The organism is Citrobacter sp. RHB35-C17 (assembly GCF_013816795.1).
GTDB lineage: Bacteria > Pseudomonadota > Gammaproteobacteria > Enterobacterales > Enterobacteriaceae > Citrobacter_A > Citrobacter_A amalonaticus.
The window spans coordinates 3,355,972-3,371,384 of sequence record NZ_CP057150.1 but is presented as its reverse complement, the minus strand read 5'-3'; the positions used below and the strand labels follow the sequence as shown (position 1 = coordinate 3,371,384).

The following is a 15,413-nucleotide window of genomic DNA, read 5'->3' as shown; positions in this document are numbered from 1 at the left end:
TTAGTCAGATTGCTCGAGTGATTTGATATAGTCGTAAATAGCCAGTTGCGACTGCACTTTGCGGCGGTTTCCACGCGGCACGTAGCGATTACTCAGTTCTTTATCGATGTAGCGGGCTTTTACCGTATCGCTGAACAGGATGTCAATAATATCCAGCACCCGCTGCTTCAGGCGCGGATCAAGCAGCGGCGTCGCCACCTCAATGCGGTAGTCGATGTTACGCGTCATCCAGTCGGCGGAAGAGAGATAGACCTGCTTATCGCCGCCGTTTTCGAAGATATACACCCGGTCATGCTCAAGATAGCGGTCCACAATACTGATGACGCGAATATTATCGCTGATACCTTCCAGATTCGGAATAAGCGAGCACATACCACGAATCAACAGATTGACCGGTACACCTGAGCTGGAGGCGGCATATAGCCGATCGACCAGCCCTTTGTCCACCAGGTTATTCAGTTTCAGTGTGATGCCGGAGGGGAGTCCCTGTTGAGCGTTGGCGATTTCACGATCGATCATCTCATACAGCAGGCGGCGCGAGTTTTGCGGCGAGACCAGCAGATAATCAAACGTCACCGGGCGATACGGGTTCTCGATAAAATTGAACACCCGACGGACTTCGTTAGTGATCCGCGCGTCGGCGGTCAACAGCGAATAGTCGGTATACAGACGCGCGGTTTTTTCGTTGAAGTTACCGGTGCCGATATGGGCGTAACGCACCACCTCTTCGCCTTCTTTGCGCGAAATCAGGAACAGCTTGGCGTGAATTTTTAAGCCGGGCGCGGAGAAGATGACATGCACGCCCGCTTCCGTCAGGCGTTTCGCCCAGTGAATGTTGGCCTCTTCATCAAATCGTGCCTGTAACTCCACCACAACGGTCACTTTTTTACCGTTATGGGCGGCGTGGATCATTGAGTCGATGATCCGCGAGTCTTTTGCCACGCGGTAGATGTTGATTTTGATTGCCAGCACGCTCGGGTCAAACGAAGCCTGGCGCAGCAGTTCCAGAACGTGCTCAAAGGTGTGATACGGATAGTAAAGCAACACATCGCGTTCACGAATGGCGTCAAATCCGTTACGGAACTTCTCTTTATCAAACCAGATATGGCGTAAGCGCGGCAGCGGCTTATTCACCAGATTGGCTTTGCCGACATTAGGGAAGTTAATGAAATCTTTGAAGTTGTGATAACGCCCGCCGGGAACGATAGAGTCATAGCGTGAAATCGTCAGCTTCTCGCGCAGCACTTCGACCAGTGCATTAGGCATGTCGCGCTGATAAACAAAACGCACCGGCTCGGCGGTCAGACGCTGTTTCAGGCTGGAGGACATCAGCTCCATCAGGCTGGATTCCATCTCGTGCACCAGATCGTACTCGGCGTCACGGGTCATCTTCATGGAATAGGCATTCAGTGCGTCATAATCAAAGAAGCCCTTAAAGATGTCGTCCAGACAGTAGCGCAGAATGTTATCCAGCAGGATCATTGGTTTACGGCGACGCGGGGCTTCCGGCGGCAGATTCACAAAGCGTGGAACCTTGTCAGACGGAATTTCCAGCAGCGCATAGCGAATGGTGTCGCCGCGGATAATTTCGACTGCCAGATAGGTGTAGTCATCCTTCAGGAACTGTACCAGATCCGTTTCGCGGTTAATTAAAATAGGGGTGATGTGCTGGCGCAGATACTGTTTGAAATAGTGGCGCAGCCAGCTTTGCTGATTGACTGACAGTTGACGCTCGTTGATCAGGAAGATCTGATTACGCGCCATCTCCAGCAGCAGTTCGTTATACAGGCCATCGAATTCCTGGTCGGCTTTCAGTACGCGGGACTGGATTTTGCCTAACAGGTGGCGAGAATGTGAATTTGAACCCTGTTCTTCGCTGATGATGATGCGGCGTTTGAGCTCTGCGAAGCGAACTTTGTAGAATTCATCCAGGTTATTGGAATAGATGCCTAAGAAACGCATCCGTTCAATTAGCGGGTTTGATTTATCCGCGGCTTCCTGAAGCACACGTTCGTTGAACGCTAACCAGCTGAGCTCTTTCTCGATATAAAGCTTTTCCTGACCCATTAATACTTATACTCCGTTTTATTCACGGGACACTGCCTGATTATTATGGCGAGCATTGCGCTCAGATGTCCAACTGTGCCAGAAAAATATGACAATAAACCGTCTGATCGCAAAGGGGAAGGGGGACTGGAGGTCTGAAGAGAAGCGCTGGCCGGATAAGGGATGACATCCGTTATCCGGCACCGTTTTTACTCATCGGCAGCGTAGCCCTGTGGCGGCAGGCGAACACCGTCCAGCCAGGCGGCGTTATCGCGCATTTTCAGCCGTCCGTCCACAAACCAACTGACGACCAGCGGGTAAATGGCGTGTTCCTGAACCTGAACGCGAGCGGTGATTTCATCTTCGTCATCGCCCTCAAAAACCGGAACTTTGGACTGCAAAATGACCGGTCCGCCGTCGAGCTCGTCAGTGACAAAGTGGACCGAGGTGCCGTGTTCCTCATCGCCGTTTTCCAGCGCCTGACGGTGGGTGTGCAAACCGGGATATTTGGGCAACAGGGAAGGGTGAATATTCAGCAGTCGACCGTTGTAGTGCGCGACGAACGCCGGGCTCAGAATGCGCATAAAACCGGCCAGCACCACCACGTCAGGCGCATACGCGTCGATCTCAAGGATCAGCTCGCGGTCAAATGCTTCACGGCTGGAAAACTGATCCGCCGTCAGCGTATGGGCCGGGATTGCCGCTTTTCTGGCACGCTCAAGGCCGAACGCGTCGGCCTTGTTGCTGAATACTGCCCGCAGGGTGCCGTTGATTTTCTTCTCTTTGCAGGCATCAATAATCGCCTGCAAATTGCTTCCGTTACCGGAAATAAGCACCACAATATTCATTATTCAATAACCACGCGCTGCGCGGAATCGGAAGCCTTGATGACGCCGAGCATCCAGGCTTTTTCACCTTTTGCCTTCAGCAGGGTAAGGGCGTTGTCTACTTCTGCCGCCGGAAGAGCAATGACCATGCCGACGCCGCAGTTAAAGGTACGATACATTTCATGCTGGCTGACGTTACCGGCGCTTTGCAGCCAGTTGAAAACGGCTGGCCACTGCCAGGAGGATTCATCGATCACCGCCTGCGTGTTGTCCGGCAGTACGCGCGGAATGTTTTCCCAGAAGCCGCCGCCGGTCAGGTGCGCGATAGCGTGCACATCAACCTTTTCAATCAATTCCAGAATCGATTTCACGTAGATGCGGGTCGGCGCCAGCAGGTGGTCGGCCAACGGTTTGCCTTCCAGAACCGTCGTTTCTGGATCGCAGCCGCTGACTTCAACAATTTTACGTACCAGTGAGTAACCGTTGGAGTGCGGACCGCTGGAACCCAGTGCAATCAACACATCGCCATCGGCCACTTTGGAACCGTCAATGATGTCTGATTTTTCGACCACGCCGACGCAGAAACCCGCGACGTCATAATCTTCACCGTGATACATCCCCGGCATTTCAGCGGTTTCCCCGCCGACCAGCGCGCAGCCGGATTGCAGGCAGCCTTCGGCGATACCGTTAATCACGCTGGCTGCGGTATCCACATCCAGTTTGCCAGTGGCGTAGTAGTCGAGGAAAAACAGCGGCTCAGCACCCTGAACGACCAGGTCGTTGACGCACATCGCCACGAGATCAATGCCGATGGTATCGTGACGCTTCAGATCCATCGCCAGACGCAGTTTTGTCCCGACGCCATCAGTACCGGAAACCAGCACTGGTTCACGATATTTTTGCGGCAATGCGCACAGCGCACCGAAGCCACCCAAACCACCCATCACTTCCGGGCGGCGAGTTTTCTTCACTACGCCTTTGATTCGATCCACCAGAGCATTACCCGCGTCAATATCAACACCGGCATCTTTGTAGCTAAGAGAGGTTTTATCGGTCACTGCCTGGTTCCCCACGTTTTCTTACGGTAAAAGTAAAATTCGGCGCAATTCTAGCAGGGAAAGCAAACGTTTGCGAGCCTGTGTTGCATCCGTTTTTATCTGTCGAGATTTGCTGCATTTTCTCCGCGGCGCGGTGTTTTTATGACCTGAACCACGAAAATGAAACCGGGTTCAGTTTCACCCTTGAAAGCAGTGCCGGGATTGCTCAGTATCATACTGAAACCGGTTTCTGTTTTGTCATAGCAAATTAACGAGGGAAACTATGTCTGGATTTAACGCGAATTTCATGTGGGGCGGGGCGGTCGCCGCTCATCAGCTTGAGGGCGGCTGGCGGGAAGGCGGAAAAGGGATCAGCGTTGCTGACGTCATGACGGCGGGCGCTCATGGCGTGGCGCGAGAAATTACCGATGGCGTGCTGCCCGGCAAAAACTACCCTAACCACGAGGCGATCGATTTTTATCATCGCTACAAAGAAGACATTAAGCTTTTCGCTGAAATGGGCTTTAAATGTTTCCGGACGTCCATTGCCTGGACGCGCATTTTCCCACTTGGGGATGAAACGCAGCCAAACGAGGCGGGACTGCAATTTTACGACGATCTGTTTGATGAATGCCTGAAGTATGGCATTGAACCGGTAATTACCCTGTCGCATTTCGAGATGCCCTACCATCTGGTGACGGAGTATGGCGGCTGGCGCAACCGGAAGCTGATCGACTTTTTTGTCCGCTTTGCGAAGGTCGTCTTTACCCGCTATCAGGGCAAAGTGAAGTATTGGATGACCTTCAATGAGATCAACAACCAGGCCAATTACCATGAGGATTTTGCACCGTTCACGAACTCCGGCCTGAAGTATCAGCCAGGTGAAGATCGTGAACCGGTAATGTACCAGGCGGCGCACTATGAACTGGTGGCCAGTGCGCTGGCGGTGAAGGCGGCACGAGAAATTAACCCGGCATTGCAGATCGGCTGCATGATCGCCATGTGCCCCATCTACCCACTGACCTGTGCGCCAAACGACATGATGATGGCGATGAACGCCATGCACCGTCGCTACTGGTTTACCGATGTGCATGTGCGGGGGAAATATCCGCAGCATATTCTCAACTATTTTACGCGCCGCGAGTTTGACCTCGATATCACGGAAGAAGACCGTGTTGCTCTGTCCGAAGGCTGCGTCGACTACATCGGTTTTAGCTATTACATGTCGTTTGTCACCAAAGCGACAGACGATAACCCGCAACTCGATTATGACGAGAGCAAAAGTCTGGTCTCCAATCCCTACGTACAGAAATCGGACTGGGGCTGGCAGATTGATCCGGTGGGATTGCGCTATTCGCTGAACTGGTTCTGGGATCACTACCAGTTGCCGTTGTTTATCGTTGAGAACGGGTTTGGTGCGATTGATGTTCAGTTGCCTGACGGCACCGTGGATGACAGCTACCGTATCGAGTATATGGCGGCACATCTTCGTGAAATGAAAAAAGCGGTGGAAGAGGATGGCGTGGATCTCATGGGGTACACGCCGTGGGGATGTATCGATCTGGTTTCTGCGGGAACGGGAGAGATGAAAAAACGCTACGGGTTTATCTACGTTGATAAAAATAATGACGGTAGTGGGACGCTGGCGCGCAGTCGTAAGAAATCTTTCGCCTGGTATCAGCAGGTGATAAAAAGTAACGGTGAATCCCTCTGATTTCAGCCACTTGATACTTGGCCCCGCACAGAATGCGGGGCGTGTTTTATACTCATCACCCAAACGTATACTACTTTGCTTGATCCAGGTCATGCATACGTTATGTTGCGCCAGAGAGGAAAAGCGGTATAATCCGGCGATTTTTTTTGTGGTTGCCACTCGTCTGAGGAAAGGAGAAGAGTATGAAGATCGTGGAAGTCAAACACCCACTCGTCAAACACAAGCTGGGTCTGATGCGTGAGAACGATATCAGCACCAAACGCTTTCGTGAACTCGCCTCGGAAGTAGGCAGTCTGCTGACCTACGAAGCGACTGCGGGCCTGGAAACCGAAAAAGTAACCATTGAAGGCTGGAATGGTCCGGTCGAAGTGGATCAAATCAAAGGCAAAAAAATTACCGTTGTACCTATCCTGCGTGCCGGTCTGGGCATGATGGAAGGCGTGCTGGAAAACGTACCCAGCGCACGTATCAGCGTGGTCGGCATGTACCGCAACGAAGAAACGCTTGAGCCGGTCCCGTATTTCCAGAAGCTGGTATCCAATATCGACGAGCGCATGGCGCTGATCGTCGACCCGATGCTGGCAACCGGGGGTTCTGTTATCGCCACTATCGATCTGCTGAAAAAAGCGGGCTGCAGCAGCATCAAAGTGCTGGTGCTGGTGGCGGCCCCGGAAGGGATCGCCGCGCTGGAAAAAGCGCATCCGGATGTGGAACTCTACACCGCGTCGATCGACCAGGGCCTGAACGAGCACGGATACATTATTCCGGGGCTGGGTGATGCCGGCGATAAGATTTTTGGTACGAAGTAAGTGAATAACTGATAAATAGCCGACTTTAAGAGTCGGCTTTTTTTTGAATAAAACAACTCAACGATTCATAACAAACACACTCAGAGGAAAACACTATGACGCGCCGTGCTATCGGGGTGAGTGAAAGACCGCCACTTTTACAGACAATCCCGCTTAGTTTGCAACACCTGTTCGCCATGTTTGGCGCAACCGTGCTGGTGCCAGTTCTGTTTCATATCAACCCGGCTACCGTTCTGTTGTTCAACGGGATCGGGACCTTGCTGTATCTCTTTATCTGTAAAGGAAAAATTCCTGCCTATTTAGGTTCAAGCTTCGCGTTTATCTCACCGGTTCTGCTGCTGTTGCCGTTGGGATACGAAGTGGCGCTGGGCGGCTTCATCATGTGTGGTGTGCTGTTCTGCCTGGTTTCTTTCATTGTCAAGAAAGCGGGAACCGGCTGGCTGGACGTGATGTTTCCTCCTGCGGCAATGGGCGCAATCGTTGCCGTCATCGGTCTTGAACTGGCAGGCGTGGCCGCTGGTATGGCTGGATTGCTGCCTGCGGAAGGACAATCTGCGGATTCGAAGACCATCATTATCTCGATGGTGACGCTGGCGGTGACCGTGTTTGGCTCGGTGCTGTTTCGTGGTTTCCTTGCGATTATCCCGATCCTGATTGGGGTACTGGCAGGTTATGCACTGTCATTTGCGATGGGCGTGGTTGATACCACACCGATTGCCGAGGCGCACTGGTTTGCGCTGCCGACCTTCTACACGCCGCGCTTTGAGTGGTTCGCCATTCTGACTATTCTGCCTGCGGCGCTGGTGGTGATTGCCGAACACGTCGGTCACCTCGTGGTCACAGCGAATATCGTCAAAAAAGATCTGGTTCGCGACCCGGGCCTGCATCGCTCGATGTTTGCCAACGGTTTGTCGACGGTGATTTCTGGCTTCTTTGGCTCCACGCCGAACACCACCTACGGTGAGAACATTGGTGTAATGGCAATCACCCGTGTTTACAGTACCTGGGTAATTGGCGGCGCGGCGATTTTCGCGATTCTGCTGTCCTGCGTCGGTAAACTGGCGGCGGCGATCCAGATCATTCCGCTACCGGTGATGGGTGGGGTGTCATTGCTGCTGTACGGGGTGATCGGGGCATCCGGTATTCGCGTGCTGATTGAATCGAAAGTGGATTACAACAAAGCGCAGAACCTGATCCTGACCTCTGTCATTCTGATCATTGGCGTCAGCGGCGCGAAAGTGCACATTGGCGCGGCGGAGCTGAAAGGAATGGCGCTGGCGACGATCGTTGGGATCGGTCTGAGCCTGATCTTCAAGCTGATTTCTGTCCTGCGCCCGGAAGAAGTGGTGTTGGACGCGGAAGATGCGGATACGCCGAAGCCGTAAAATGGGATCCGGGCAGTGATGCTGCCCGGTTCTAACGCGACGGAATTCTGTGGTAAACTCATCACGATTTTAATGAAATCTGGGTTGAGGTCTCTCTGAACACACCGGCACAGCTCTCTTTGCCACTTTATCTGCCTGACGACGAAACGTTTGCAAGTTTCTGGCCGGGAGATAACGCCTCTTTACTGGCCGCACTGCAAAACGTGCTGCGCCAGGAGCATAGCGGATACATCTATCTCTGGTCGCGTGAAGGCGCCGGCCGCAGCCATTTGCTGCATGCTGCCTGTGCTGAATTATCGCAGCGTGGTGATGCCGTGGGCTATGTGCCGCTGGACAAGCGCACCTGGTTTGTACCGGAAGTGCTCGACGGGATGGAACACCTGTCGTTAGTCTGTATCGACAATATTGAATGTGTCGCGGGTGATGAAGAGTGGGAGATGGCGATTTTTGATCTCTACAACCGCATTCTGGAATCCGGAAAAACGCGGTTACTGATCACCGGCGATCGTCCTCCACGGCAGTTAAAGCTGGGGTTGCCCGATCTGGCCTCGCGTCTGGATTGGGGGCAAATCTACAAGCTGCAACCGCTGTCGGATGAAGATAAGCTGCAGGCGCTACAGCTACGCGCCCGACTGCGCGGATTTGAACTCCCGGAAGACGTGGGGCGCTTCTTGCTCAAACGGCTCGACAGAGAAATGCGCACGCTGTTTATGACGCTCGATCAGCTTGATCACGCCTCCATCTCCGCGCAGCGCAAATTGACCATTCCGTTCGTGAAAGAAATTCTGAAGCTCTAGCCGAAATACAAGATTACGCATCGCAGTCGGTCTGATAAGCGTAGCACCATCGGGCAGAACGGTACGGATGCCGGAGGGCGACGTCGCCTTATCCGGCCTGATTACCCAAACAAACGCCCTCACTCAGAGGGTGACTCCTCAACTGCCAGATCGTTAAGTAAATGCTGCATCAGCAGTGGAATCGGCCTGCCCGACGCCACGCTTCTTCCTCCTTCGCGCCACAACGCCGTACCGCTGACGTCGAGATGCGCCCATGGAATCGTCGCCGGACAAAAATGATGAAGCAGCCAGGCCGCCGATGCGCTGATTGCCGCGTTGTTAGTCGGCGTATTGCACAGATCGGCAATCGCGCTCTCCGTTTGTTTTTTCAGGTGAGCGTCCAATGGCAGCGACCAGACTCTATCTCCGCTCTGCTCACCGGCAACGGTTAACGCCGCACGCAGCGCGCTATCCTGGGTCATCAATCCACTCAGCTCATAGCCCAGCGCTTTCACCACGGCGCCGGTCAGCGTTGCTAAATCAATGATATAGCGAGTCTCTTTGTGGCGCTGGCTGGCCCAGGCAATGGCGTCAGCAAGTACCAGTCGTCCTTCGGCGTCGGTGTTGTTGATCTCCACCGTCATCCCGTTACAGGCGCGTGCTACGTTACCCGGTTGCATGGCGTCGGGACCAATGGCGTTTTCCGCCAGCGCCAGTACGCCCATGACTCGAACCGGCAGCGCCAGCCGGGCAATACTCAGCATCAGCCCAAGCACGTTGGCTGCGCCGCACATGTCGTACTTCATGGTGTACATGCCCGCGCCTTCTTTCAGCCACAAACCGCCGGTGTCGAAAGTGATGCCTTTCCCGACATAGCTGCGCACCGGGCCGCTGCTGACGCCGTCGTAATGAATCGCCAGCAGGCGGGGCGGGCGGCTGGAGCCTTTCCCCACGGCGTGCAGCAAGCCAAGGCCTTGCGCTACGATGGCCTGTTCGTCCAGCACTTCGCAGCGCAGGTCAGGGTAAGCCGCGCATAGACGTTGGGCCTCTTCGACAACGAACTGCGGCGTACACTGCTCGGATGGCATATCCGCCAGGCGGCGGGCGGCGACCATGCCGTTGGCAATGGCCTGCTGCCGACGGAAAATTTTCTCTAACGCTTCCTGCTGTTCGGGTAAACAAAGCGCCGTTATGTGGTCGAGTCTTATCGTCGCGTTGTCTGTAGTTTTCAGTTGCAGGTCGTCAAGGCGATGTACCTGATTGAACAGAAAACGCAGAACCTGAAGCAGCACGGTTTCGTGTATTTCGCGAACATCAATGATCACGTGAGAACTGACCGGAGTGGTGAACAGTGGACGTAATGCGTTCAGCAAACCGTCGGTCAGGTTGTCCTGCCACAGTGCTAATGGAATGAGGGTGATGCGTTTGTAAGGGGCGCAGCCAAAACAGGTATCCGCCATGTTACCCGTGGCACGCATTTCGTTCATCAGCGCGGTGTCTGGTAAATGTTGGCTTGTGGGACGGGCAATCAGGTGCGCGTTGGGTTGCGCCTCTGAAAGGGACTGAATGAACTGATATGTCATCATTATTCTTCCTCTATTGGCGCACGGATCCGTGCCGCATAGGCCTGCATCCACGCCTCATCGACTGGCTGGTAATACGTCTTTTCGTGCCGACGTTCCGCGAGATAGACGGTAAGTGGATGACTGGCGGTGGCAACGGTAAATGAGAAGGTTTTGATATTGGTCGCCGCGCCAAATTCTCCCCGGTGATTCATACACACGACGGATAAATCGCCCACCCGACCAAAGCGGGACATCAGGTTGTCCTCCAGTTCAAAAACCACTGAGTCCGCAGCCTGCTGCGGCGTCATGCCCTGTCCCATACGGCGAACGATTTCGTAGCTGGTGCAACCCTTCATCAGGTCTTCGCCAACGCCAGTGGCGGTCGCGGCGCCGATTTGACTGTCGCAGTAGAAGCCGGAACCAATAATCGGGGAATCTCCCAGACGACCGCGTTTTTTCATAAACAGACCGCTGGTGGAGGTCGCCACGCTCATCGAACCTTGTGTGTCCAGTCCGATAATGCCGACGGTATCATGGCCGTCATAAGGACTCAGTCCCTTATCCAGCGTCTCGCGGCAGCGTTTGCGATAGTGTTGGATGGCGCGGTCGGTAAGCATGGTTTTTTCTGCAAACCCCTGGCTTAACGCCCATTCTCGGGCACCCTGGCCGACAAGCAGGCTGTTATACCGTTGACGACTCAGGGCGTGAGCAACGCGTACCGGATTGGCGATATCCACGAGATTGCCCACGGCGCCGAACGCCAGCGTGTCGCCATCCATGAATGCGGCATCCAGTTCCACCTCACCCTTTTCGGTTGGCAGTCCGCCGTAGCCAACGGACTTGTATAATGGGAAGTCCTCAACTGCGGCAACGGCATCGACTACCGCACTGGCCGCTGTTTGGCCTGCAGCCAGCGCGGAAGCGGACTCAGTAACGCCTTCAAGCGCCATTCGCCAGGTGGCGATAATTCCCCACATGTTTTACTCCTGTTTAATGGGTGTACTCTCGTTTTGTGCCAGCGTGGTGACTTCCGCCGCGCGGTACTGTTTATCGACAATGCGCATAAATGGCAGATAGAGCATTGCGCCAATCAGTAAATTGATGATCTGCATGACGCTACCGCTGAGATGGCCTGTGACGATAAAACCACTGATAACCGGCGGCAGCGTCCATGGAATAAACACGCCCGTCGTGACGGCAACAGCGCCAATTTTCATTGCGACGTACTGGATGGTGACTAACACCAGAGGCACCAGGTTGAACGGTATTAGCATGATGGGGTTCATGATGACCGGCAGACCGAACAGAATGGGTTCGTTGATATTGAAAATCGATGCGCCAGCCCCCAGTCGGGCCACTTCCCGCATGTTTTTACTGCGGGCAAAAATCAGCATTGCGATAACCAGCGATAAGGTTGCGCCAGCGCCCCCCATCCAGATCATGTCAAAAAACTGCTCGGTGATAATATGCGGTGGCGTGACGCCCGCCTGAATGGCGGCGATGTTATCCGTCTGGTTCTCCATCCACAGTGGCCGGATAATGCCGTTGATCATTGAGCCTGAGTTAATCCCTACCGACCATAAAATCGTAATGCTGAAAACCGTCATCAGCGCGCCAAAATAGGAGGTGCCATAGTGACGAACCGGCGTCGCAACCACTTCATAGATAAAGCGGTGAATTGTCTGGTAGTGGGTATTTTCAAACAGGATGCGAATAATCAGCACCAGGATCATTACCAACAGGGCGGGGATCAGCGCGGCAAATGATTCCTGCACGGCAGGCGGAACCCCTTCGGGCATCTTGATAACCAGTTTTTTGCGTTTCAGCCAGCAGAACAATTCCGTCCACAGCAACGAGCCAATCATTGCCACAAATAGCCCTTTAGTGCCGATCCATTCTACTGGTATCACGGTGATGCCGCCGTTATCCGCAACTTTGATAAACGGGGTGAGGATCAGGAAGCAGACCAGCGCCAGGATGCCGCAGGAGATACGGTCTTCACCGTAATGTTCCGCCAGACGGTAGGCAACCAGGAAACTGATGAACAGTGACATCGTTGAGAACACCGCGTTAAACGGGATCTCGATAATACTGCTCCAGCTTTCACCAAACGCGCCAGACATAAATTGCTGATAGGTCTGGTTCGGAAAGGAGGAAATAACCAGCAGAATGGAGCCGACGATAATGAACGGCATAAAGGAAACATAGGCGCCGCGGATCGCGCCCAGGTGACGCTGCTGCGCCGTTTTGGCCGCAAGCGGCATCAGTTTTGCTTCAAGAAATCCCAGAACATTGTTCATTGTGAACTCCGTACAAGATCGGATGAGAGTATTTATGGTATGCCAGAGGATTATCAGGGAAGCTCCGCAGTCGAAAGGTGAATCTGGTCACAATGTGTTCGCCTTATAAATATAAATCTCATATCATTAGTTATCTCTTTGGAAAAGGATTTGGCGATGGAAATAAAACTGCATGCCAATGCCACCACGACACCGCGCATCCGTCGTTATCTGCAGCAGTCGGATAAAAGCGACAGAGCGCTGGCCGCTGAGCTGGGGATTTCCGTCACCACGGTCAGGCGCTGGCGACAACGTGAGCAGACTGCCGATCGGCAAACTACGCCGAAAGTGATACACAAAGCGATGAGACAAGAGCAGATTGCGCTGATTAACGGACTGCGGGATGCGACCGGCGCGCCGTTAGATGAGCTTTTGTTACTGGTCAATGAAGGGCTGGGCATTCACGTTTCCCGTGCGACGCTAAATCGTTATCTTAAACCTGCAAGGTTGATGCGTCAGGGGACACCTTTGCAGGGGAAAAAGGCACTGAAGGCCGGGCATTTCCCTCATGTGCTTGAGGTGCATCACCTCCCGCTTTCACTGCATATGGAGGATAGCGGGGAGCATCATGTGCTCTGGGCTCGTGAACCGGTGAGCGGCTGGTGCTACGCGCGACTGTATGCCGGGATTTCGCCGCATCTGGTCATGAAATGGCTGGATGCGCTGCTGACAGCCTGTCCGGCTGATATACAATCTATTGAGACATTCTTTTCTGACACCTATCTTGATGGGCTGGAACAGGGGCTGATAGCACGAGGGATGACGCACAACATAAACCATAACGTGCAGAATGCGATTCAGGTTAACCTTCCACTGGTGGCGATTGTGCCGCGGGTAAAGGACGTATCAGCCAGTCAACTGCTGGCAGAGATTTGCGAAAGTTATAATACCGGCAAGGCGCAGAAAAAACTGGGGGAGATGACGCCGCAGGCTTTTCTCGAAGCACTACGGCGGGAGTGATTAGCCGATGATTTCCAGCACGTGTTCCGGTGGACGGCCAATACGCGCCTGGCCGTTCGCCACTACAATTGGACGTTCCATCAGTTTCGGGTGTTCCACCATCGCCTGAATCAATTCATCTTCACTCAGACTGCTGTCAGCCAGGTTGAGCGACGCGTAGAGATCCTCTTTTCGGCGCATCAGTTCCCGGGCGCTTTCCATGCCCAGCATCTTCAACAACTGACGCAGCGTTGCGGCATCGGCAGGCGTTTCCAGGTAAAGCACCACTTCTGGCTCCACACCGTGCGATTGCAGCAGGTTCAGCGTTTCGCGGCTCTTGGAGCAGCGCGGGTTATGGTAGATTTTTACGGCCTTTGACATGGAGAATCCTTTTTACATTTTCGTGTACGGCTTAAAGCGTTCCTGCAACTGGCGCAGTTGGTCGATGCGCGCATCGTAACGCGCCTGTTGTTGGCTGCCCAGCTTCACTTGCGAACTGGCGCTGCTCAGTAACGAGATGGCCTGATCGAGACGGCCCGCCAACGCATACCCTTCCGCACGCGCGGCCAGTTCCTGATCGCGGTTATACAGCGCGGCTTCCGCCTGCGCCAACAGATCCCAGCCGTTGGCGTCGTCCTTGTTATTAAAGGTATAACGGTTAAGGATGGTTGCCGCTTCTTGTGGCTGACCGCCCTGTAGCAGGGCGTTCGCAAGGTTAAGTTGCAAAACCGGGTTGACTCGCAAATCACGCGCTTTTTTCAGTCGGGCAATCGCGTCACTGGTTTTCTTTTGTCCGAGGTCGATGTCGGTGGCCAGATCCAGATACCAGGCGTTATTGGGCTCAGCGGACAGCAGCGGTTGCAGCGCTTTGCGAGCCTCGTCGTATTTATTGGCTTCCATCGCCTGTAACGCACGACCGTACTGCGCTGCGCGCTGCTGTCGGACGTTACCTTTTGCCCACTCGTCGAGCATGTCGCTGGTCAGTTGGTTTCGTCCGGAGTTATACATCCCCAGAGTTCGCGCTTTCGCCAGATAGAAATCTTCAGAGGATTGCACCACCACCGGACGCATCTGGTTTGCGCGATTGCGGGTATCTGAAAGACGACTTTCCGGCAGGGGGTGGGTCAGCAAAATTTCAGGCGGACGCGAGGAGTAACGCGCCTGGTCGAGCAGTTTTTCCAGGAAAGTCGGCATCGCCTGCGGATCGAATCCAGAACGTTGTAAAACCTGAATGCCGATACGGTCTGCTTCCTGTTCATTCTGCTGCGTGAAGCTAATCATTCCTTGACGCGATCCCGCCAGCGTGCCGGTGAGCGCGGCCATCCCGGCCTGAGGGCTCGCCATCGCCAATAGAATGGAGCCTAACGCGCCAACCCAGGTCAGCGGCGCGCTGCGTTTCTGATCTTCCATGGCGCGCGCAAGGTGGCGCTGGGTGACGTGCGAGATTTCGTGCGCCATAACTGAGGCGAGCTGACTTTCGTTATCGGAATAGCGAAACAGGGCAGAGTGCAGCACGACGTTACCGCCAAAAAAAGCAAAGGCGTTGATTTCGTCATTGTTAATCAAAAAGAAATGGAAGGGCGTCTTGACCGAATCGGCGTGTGAAACCAGACGCATACCCAACCCATTAATGTACTGAACCAGCAGCGGATCGTTAATAAGCGGCGCGCTGCCACGCAGCTGGCGTACATAATAATCGCCCATCTGCATTTCCTGGCCGATGGAAAGCGTACTTGCCGCCGAGGTTCCCATGTCTGGCAAGCTGTCCGCGGAGTTTGCGAACGCGGGAGCCACCTGACTCAGGGTCAGCGCGGCAATGAGGGTAGCAACCAGGTTCTTCTTAAACTGCCTGAACATAACCTCTGTCCTGTTTTCTTTGAGATAGTCATTTGACCGATGCCGGGTCGTATCGTTCCGTGTCTGCCGACACAGGCAGTGTAACGGCGAAATTTGTCGATGAATACCCTGCACAAATG

General features: G+C 54.0%; 13 protein-coding genes. 5 read left to right on the top strand and 8 right to left on the bottom strand.

Annotated features, from left to right (window positions below; translation table 11 throughout):
• The 3 genes from ppk1 to purM form a co-directional block, all read right to left on the bottom strand.
• Positions 1-2,067, bottom strand: a complete 2,067-nt coding sequence (gene ppk1 / locus HVZ37_RS16160) for a polyphosphate kinase 1 (protein ID WP_042999847.1) — start codon at positions 2,065-2,067, stop codon at positions 1-3.
• A gap of 188 nt (positions 2,068-2,255) precedes the next feature.
• Positions 2,256-2,897 carry a phosphoribosylglycinamide formyltransferase gene (gene purN, locus HVZ37_RS16155; RefSeq protein ID WP_044328044.1) on the bottom strand — a complete coding sequence of 214 codons (642 nt, stop codon included), beginning with the start codon at positions 2,895-2,897 and terminating at the stop codon, positions 2,256-2,258.
• Entirely contained in the window at positions 2,894-3,931 is a 1,038-nt protein-coding gene (gene purM, locus HVZ37_RS16150) for a phosphoribosylformylglycinamidine cyclo-ligase (protein WP_181627727.1), read from the bottom strand. The genes purN and purM overlap by 4 nt, the downstream gene beginning before the upstream one ends.
• Positions 3,932-4,193: 262 nt before the next feature.
• Here purM and HVZ37_RS16145 point away from each other — a divergent pair, with 262 nt between their 5' ends.
• The 4 genes from HVZ37_RS16145 to HVZ37_RS16130 all read left to right on the top strand — a co-directional run bounded on the left by HVZ37_RS16145 (position 4,194) and on the right by HVZ37_RS16130 (position 8,615).
• On the top strand, positions 4,194-5,624 hold the full coding sequence (locus HVZ37_RS16145; RefSeq protein WP_181627726.1) for a 6-phospho-beta-glucosidase: 1,431 nt from the start codon (positions 4,194-4,196) through the stop codon (positions 5,622-5,624).
• Between the two features lie 182 nt (positions 5,625-5,806).
• The gene (upp, locus tag HVZ37_RS16140) at positions 5,807-6,433 is read left to right on the top strand and encodes a uracil phosphoribosyltransferase (protein ID WP_003037929.1); all 627 of its coding nucleotides are present in this window, start codon (positions 5,807-5,809) and stop codon (positions 6,431-6,433) included.
• Positions 6,434-6,528: 95 nt separating this feature from the next.
• The gene (uraA, locus tag HVZ37_RS16135) at positions 6,529-7,818 is read left to right on the top strand and encodes a uracil permease (protein WP_042999850.1); all 1,290 of its coding nucleotides are present in this window, start codon (positions 6,529-6,531) and stop codon (positions 7,816-7,818) included.
• A gap of 95 nt (positions 7,819-7,913) precedes the next feature.
• Entirely contained in the window at positions 7,914-8,615 is a 702-nt protein-coding gene (locus HVZ37_RS16130) for a DnaA inactivator Hda (RefSeq protein ID WP_061069784.1), read from the top strand.
• Between the two features lie 119 nt (positions 8,616-8,734).
• On the opposite strand, the gene HVZ37_RS16125 is transcribed toward HVZ37_RS16130, so the two are convergent.
• From HVZ37_RS16125 to celB, 3 genes are read right to left on the bottom strand one after another with little or no spacing between them, the layout of a single operon-like run.
• Complete coding sequence (locus HVZ37_RS16125) at positions 8,735-10,180, bottom strand: leucyl aminopeptidase family protein (RefSeq protein WP_181627725.1); 1,446 nt, start codon at positions 10,178-10,180, stop codon at positions 8,735-8,737.
• A complete protein-coding gene (locus tag HVZ37_RS16120; RefSeq protein ID WP_181627724.1) occupies positions 10,180-11,136 on the bottom strand; it encodes a N(4)-(beta-N-acetylglucosaminyl)-L-asparaginase in 957 nt (318 codons plus the stop codon). The genes HVZ37_RS16125 and HVZ37_RS16120 overlap by 1 nt, the downstream gene beginning before the upstream one ends.
• Before the next feature lie 3 nt (positions 11,137-11,139).
• On the bottom strand, positions 11,140-12,459 hold the full coding sequence (gene celB, locus HVZ37_RS16115) for a PTS cellobiose transporter subunit IIC (RefSeq protein ID WP_181627723.1): 1,320 nt from the start codon (positions 12,457-12,459) through the stop codon (positions 11,140-11,142).
• A 156-nt stretch (positions 12,460-12,615) separates the two neighbouring features.
• Between celB and HVZ37_RS16110 the strand changes: the two genes are divergently transcribed.
• A complete protein-coding gene (locus HVZ37_RS16110) occupies positions 12,616-13,458 on the top strand; it encodes a helix-turn-helix domain-containing protein (protein ID WP_181627722.1) in 843 nt (280 codons plus the stop codon).
• On the opposite strand, the gene arsC is transcribed toward HVZ37_RS16110, so the two are convergent.
• On the bottom strand, positions 13,459-13,818 hold the full coding sequence (gene arsC, locus HVZ37_RS16105; RefSeq protein ID WP_042999856.1) for an arsenate reductase (glutaredoxin): 360 nt from the start codon (positions 13,816-13,818) through the stop codon (positions 13,459-13,461).
• A 12-nt stretch (positions 13,819-13,830) separates the two neighbouring features.
• Positions 13,831-15,294, bottom strand: a complete 1,464-nt coding sequence (gene bepA / locus HVZ37_RS16100) for a beta-barrel assembly-enhancing protease (protein ID WP_054176570.1) — start codon at positions 15,292-15,294, stop codon at positions 13,831-13,833.
• Between the last annotated feature and the right edge of the window lie 119 nt (positions 15,295-15,413).